The 5306-nt window shown below is 76.3% G+C and carries 5 protein-coding genes, 1 pseudogene and 1 riboswitch; of the genes and pseudogenes, 3 read left to right on the top strand and 3 right to left on the bottom strand.

What is annotated here, in order from left to right; genetic code table 11:
- Positions 1-228: pseudogene (locus ACFWEK_RS18625) on the top strand (hypothetical protein); the annotation flags it as partial.
- Between the two features lie 135 nt (positions 229-363).
- Here the strand turns inward: ACFWEK_RS18625 and ACFWEK_RS18620 are convergent.
- The 3 genes from ACFWEK_RS18620 to thiO all read right to left on the bottom strand — a co-directional run bounded on the left by ACFWEK_RS18620 (position 364) and on the right by thiO (position 2699).
- Positions 364-1206 carry a thiazole synthase gene (locus ACFWEK_RS18620; RefSeq protein WP_430555002.1) on the bottom strand — a complete coding sequence of 281 codons (843 nt, stop codon included), beginning with the start codon at positions 1204-1206 and terminating at the stop codon, positions 364-366.
- Positions 1207-1239: 33 nt separating this feature from the next.
- On the bottom strand, positions 1240-1485 hold the full coding sequence (gene thiS, locus ACFWEK_RS18615; RefSeq protein ID WP_430555001.1) for a sulfur carrier protein ThiS: 246 nt from the start codon (positions 1483-1485) through the stop codon (positions 1240-1242).
- A complete protein-coding gene (gene thiO / locus ACFWEK_RS18610; protein WP_430555000.1) occupies positions 1482-2699 on the bottom strand; it encodes a glycine oxidase ThiO in 1218 nt (405 codons plus the stop codon). Before thiO ends, thiS begins: the two co-directional genes overlap by 4 nt.
- Positions 2689-2791: riboswitch (TPP riboswitch) on the bottom strand. Its footprint overlaps the gene before it by 11 nt.
- Before the next feature lie 31 nt (positions 2792-2822).
- On the opposite strand from thiO, the gene thiE reads away from it, so the two are divergent.
- The gene (thiE, locus tag ACFWEK_RS18605) at positions 2823-3506 is read left to right on the top strand and encodes a thiamine phosphate synthase (protein WP_430554999.1); all 684 of its coding nucleotides are present in this window, start codon (positions 2823-2825) and stop codon (positions 3504-3506) included.
- Between the two features lie 97 nt (positions 3507-3603).
- Positions 3604-5211 carry a glutamine-hydrolyzing GMP synthase gene (gene guaA, locus ACFWEK_RS18600; protein WP_430547506.1) on the top strand — a complete coding sequence of 536 codons (1608 nt, stop codon included), beginning with the start codon at positions 3604-3606 and terminating at the stop codon, positions 5209-5211.
- The last annotated feature ends 95 nt before the right edge of the window (positions 5212-5306 follow it).

Here is a 5306-nt window from a genome sequence, read left to right as displayed (position 1 = left end):
GTGCAGGCGCTGCCGGTCGCCGGCGCGACGGTGTCGCCGAGCGGCGGCTTCCTCGGCGGGGGAGACGGCGCCGCGGCGGCGATCTCCGCGCTGCCTGCCGACCGCCCGGTGCTCCTCGTCTGCGCCGCCGGCGCCCGCTCGGCCCGCGTGGCCGACGTCGCGCGCGCCGCCGGCGTCGACGCCCGCTCCGTCGAGGGCGGCGCCCCCGCCCTGCTCCTCGCCATCTGACCGCGAGGTGGTACCGGACCTGCCGAGGTAGTACGAGGACCCGCGAGGTAGTACCCGACCCGCCGAGGTAGTACGAGCCTCGTCGAGGTGGCGGTCCGTGAGTACTACCTCGGCAGGTCCGGTACCACCTCGGCGTCAGAGGGCGAGGTCGAGGCGGCCGTCGGGGGAGGAGCTGGCCAGCGCGCCCTCGCGGCGCGGGATGCGGCCGGCCCCGGCGGCGAGGCGGCCGGACTCGACGGCGAGGCGCATGGCGTGCGCCATGCGGACCGGGTCGGCGGCACGGGTGACGGCGGTCGCGAGCAGCACGCCGTCGCAGCCGAGCTCCATCGCGAGGGCGGCGTCGGACGCCGTGCCCACGCCGGCGTCGAGGACGACGGGCACGCGCGCGGCACTCGCGATCGCCTCGATGTTGCGCGGGTTGAGCACGCCCAGGCCGGTGCCGATGGGGGCGCCGAGCGGCATGACGGCGGCGCACCCGACGTCCTCCAGCCGGCGCGCGAGGATCGGGTCGTCGTTCGTGTACGGCAGGACGACGAACCCGTCGCGCACGAGCCGGTCGGCCGCCTCGACGAGGCCGATCGGGTCGGGCAGCAGGGTGACGTCGTCGGCGACGACCTCGAGCTTGACCCAGTCGGTGCCGCACGCCTCGCGCGCGAGCTGGGCGGTGAGCACGGCCTCGGCGACCGAGAAGCAGCCCGCCGTGTTGGGCAGGGCGCGGATGCCGAGCCGCTCCAGCAGCCCCCAGATGCCGCCGTCCTCGGAGCCCGCGCCGCCCGGGCGCACCGCGACGCGGCGCATCGCCACGGTGGTGAGCCCGGTGCCCGACGCGACCAGCGCGTCCTCGAGCGTCATGAGGTTCGACGCGCCGCCCGTGCCCATGACGAGGCGCGAGCCGATCTCCGTGCCGGCGACCACGAGGGGGTCGACGAGAGGGTGCGCGAGCGGGCGGGACGTGGCCGCGGCGTGCGTGCTGGTCATGCTTCCTCCGTGCTTCCTGGTCAGGCTTCGTGGTCAGCCGCCCTGGACGGCGGTGACGATCTCGACCCGGTCGCCGGGCGCGATCCGGGTACCGGCCCACAGGCCGCGGGGGACGACGGCGTCGTTCACGGCGACGGCGATGCCCTGGACGGACCCGTCGGCGACGAACGCGGGCACGAGGGCCGCGACGACGGCCTCGACGCCGTCGCCGTGCGGCCCGTCGAGCGGGTAGGCCTCGCCGTTCACGACGGCGGTGCGGGTGGCGGGGGTGGCGGTCATCGGGCGGCTCCTTCGGGGAGAGGGTCGGCGGGCGCGAAGCGGCGCGGGTCCGCGGCGGACAGCGCCGGGTCGGGGGGAGGCGCTCCGGTCAGCTCGGCCACGACCGCGTCGGCGGTGAGCGGGGCGAGCAGCACCCCGTTGCGTCCGTGCCCGACGGCGGCGAGCAGGCCGGGGACGCCGGTGGCGCCGACGAGCGGCAGGTTGTCGGGGGTGGCCGGGCGGGCGCGCGGCGTGACGTCGACCAGCGCGGCCTCGTCGATGCCGGGCACGAGCGCGCGGGCGTCGCGCAGCAGCGCGAACACGCCGCCTGCCTCGGCGCGGCGGTCGTCGGGGCGCTCCTCGCTGGTGGCGCCGACGACGATCTCCCGGTGGCTCGGCCCGGAGCCGGGCCCCGCGCCGCTACCGGCACCCCGGGGCACGACGTACACCGGCCGTCCCTGCACGGTGCCCCGCACCACGTGCTCGAGCGCGAGGCCCGGGCCGGCGTCGAGGCGCAGCGTCACGCCCTTCACCGGCCGCACCGGGACGCGCATGTCGGGCAGTCCGTCGAGCAGCGACGCCGTCGCGCCCGCGCCGGTCGCGAGGACGACCGCGCCCGCGGCGTGGCGCGCGCCCGCGTCGTCGCGCACCGCGACGACGCGGCCCGCGCCGTCGCGCTCGAGCCGCGCCGCCGCGCGGTGGACGAGGGAGCCGGCGAGGGCCTGGACGAGCGCCGCGTGCGCCCTTCGCGGGTCCACGGCGAGGTCGCCCTCGACGACGGCCGCCCCGGCGAGCCGCGGCCCGAGGTACGGCTCGCGCCGCCGCGCGTCGGCCACCGAGACCTCGGCGGAGGCGAGACCCCACTCCCGGTGCAGCGCCAGGACCCGGCGCAGCAGGGCGAGGTCGTCGGCGTCGTACGCGACGGCGAGCGACCCGGCGCGCAGCAGGGGGACGTCGCGCCCGGTCGCCGCGGCCAGGCGGGCGGCGAAGTCGGGCCAGCGGGCCGCCGACGCGACGTTGAGGCGGGCGAGCTCCCGCTCGCCGAAGTCGGACTCGCTGACGGCCGCGAGCATCCCCGCCGCGGCGCGGGTGGCGCCCTCGCCGGGCGACGGGTCGAGCACGGTGACGGACAGCCCGCTCGCGGCGGCGCGCCAGGCGACGGCGAGGCCGACGATCCCGCCGCCCACGACGACGACATCGGACGGGGTGCCGGACGGACTGCTGGGCGTGGGCATGTGCGCTCCCTTCGCTGGCATGACCCAGATCAGGTTCGACGGTCGGCTCCTACGCCCTCTCAGCCCCGAGCGGGGCTCCCGTGCGCGGCCACTGTAACCCGGCCCGTGGTTACCCTGACCGGCGTGACCACGACCGCGCCCGACCACGGTGCCGCCCCGGAGACTGCTCCCGACGCGACCCGCGCCCGCCTCGCCGACGCCCGCCTGTACCTGTGCACCGACGCCCGCGAGGAGCGCGGCGACCTGGAGGACTTCCTGCACGCGGCGCTCGCGGGCGGCGTCGACGTCGTGCAGCTGCGGGACAAGACGCTCGACGTCGCGCGCGAGCTCGAGCTGCAGGAGGTGGTCGCCCGCGTCGCCGCGGAGCACGGCGCGCTCTGGGCGGTGAACGACCGGGCCGACGTCGCGCAGCTCACCGGGACGCCCGTGGTGCACATGGGGCAGCGCGACCTCCCGGTGCCCGCCGTGCGGTCGCTGCTCGGGCCGGCTCCGGTGCTGGGCCGGTCCACGCACTCCGCGGACCAGGCCGCCGCGGCGGAGGCCGACCCGGACGTCGACTACTTCTGCGTCGGCCCGCTGTGGGCCACGCCCACCAAGCCCGGCCGCACGGCCGTCGGACTCGACCTGCTGCGCGAGGTCGCCGCGACCCGCCCGACGACGCCGTGGTTCGCCATCGGCGGCGTCGACGCCGAGCGCCTCGACGCCGTGCTCGACGCCGGTGCGTCGCGCGTCGTCGTCGTGCGCGCGATCACGCAGGCGCCGGACGCCGAGCGGGCCGCGCGAGAGCTGCGGGAGCGGCTGGGCTGACGGTCCGGGCCGGACCGCCGCGCGAGGTGACCTACCCCACCGCGTGACCCGTGGGACAGGCCCGGGAGCGGTACCGTCCGGCGGCTACGATGGCTCGGTGACGTCTCCCGCCACCGACACCCCCACCACCGCCGACCTGGCGCCCACGCCGCGTCCGGTCCTCGTCGTCGACTTCGGCGCCCAGTACGCGCAGCTCATCGCGCGCCGCGTGCGCGAGGCCCGCGTCTACTCCGAGATCGTGCCGCACACGTTCACCACCGAGCAGATGCTCGCCAAGAACCCGGCGGCCATCATCCTGTCGGGCGGCCCGTCGTCGGTGTACGCCACCGGCGCGCCGTTCGTGGACCCGGCGCTGTTCGAGGCCGGCGTGCCGGTGCTCGGCATCTGCTACGGCTTCCAGGCGATGGCGCAGGCGCTGGGCGGCACCGTCGCGCAGACGGGGCAGCGGGAGTACGGCGGCACCGAGGTCGAGGTGTGCGAGTCCGGCGTGCTGCTGGCGGGCACCCCCGACCACCAGACCACCTGGATGAGCCACGGCGACTCCGTGCACGCCGCGCCCGAGGGCTTCGCGGTGCTCGCGACGTCGTCCGGCTCGCCCGTCGCCGCGTTCGAGGACACCGGCCGCCGGCTGTACGGCGTGCAGTGGCACCCCGAGGTCAAGCACTCCGCGCACGGCCAGGCCGTGCTGGAGAAGTTCCTCTACGAGGGCGCGGGGCTCGCCCCCGACTGGACCGCGGGCAACGTCATCGCCGACCAGGTCGCCGCGATCCGCGCGCAGGTCGGCGACGCGCGCGTCATCTGCGCCCTGTCCGGCGGCGTGGACTCCGCCGTCGCCGCCGCGCTGGTGCAGCGCGCCGTCGGCGACCAGCTCACCTGCGTGCACGTGGACCACGGCCTGCTGCGCGAGGGCGAGGTCGAGCAGATCGAGCGCGACTTCGTCGCGTCCACGGGCGTGAAGCTCATCATCCGCGACGAGAAGGAGCGGTTCCTCACCGCCCTCGCGGGCGTGAGCGACCCGGAGACGAAGCGCAAGATCATCGGCCGCGAGTTCATCCGCGTCTTCGAGGACGCCCAGCGCGACATCGTCGCCGAGGCGGGCGCCCACGGCGAAGAGGTCAAGTTCCTCGTGCAGGGCACGCTCTACCCGGACGTCGTCGAGTCCGGCGGCGGCGAGGGCGCGGCCAACATCAAGAGCCACCACAACGTGGGCGGCCTGCCCGACGACCTGCAGTTCGAGCTGGTCGAGCCGCTGCGGACGCTGTTCAAGGACGAGGTCCGCGCCGTCGGCCGCGAGCTCGGCGTGCCGGAGGAGATCGTCTCCCGCCAGCCCTTCCCGGGCCCGGGCCTCGGCATCCGCATCGTCGGCGAGGTGACGGCGGAGCGCCTCGAGACGCTGCGCCAGGCGGACGCCATCGCGCGCGCCGAGCTCACCAGGGCCGGCCTGGACGACGAGATCTGGCAGTGCCCCGTCGTGCTGCTGGCCGACGTCCGCTCCGTCGGCGTGCAGGGCGACGGCCGCACCTACGGCCACCCGATCGTGCTGCGCCCCGTGTCCTCCGAGGACGCCATGACGGCCGACTGGACGCGCCTGCCCTACGACGTGCTGTCCGTCATCTCCACCCGCATCACCAACGAGGTGAGCGAGGTCAACCGCGTGGTGCTCGACGTGACGAGCAAGCCGCCGGGCACGATCGAGTGGGAATGAGGGAGGCGGGCGTGGTGCGCGGCGGTGTCGTTCGTTCGAATGATTCGCTCGTGCCTCGCTCGGCTCTCACGAACGACACCGCCTGTCTCTTATAC

The organism is Isoptericola sp. NPDC060257, assembly GCF_042726645.1.
Taxonomy (GTDB): domain Bacteria; phylum Actinomycetota; class Actinomycetes; order Actinomycetales; family Cellulomonadaceae; genus Isoptericola; species Isoptericola nanjingensis.
This window is presented reverse-complemented; position numbering and strand designations above follow the sequence as displayed.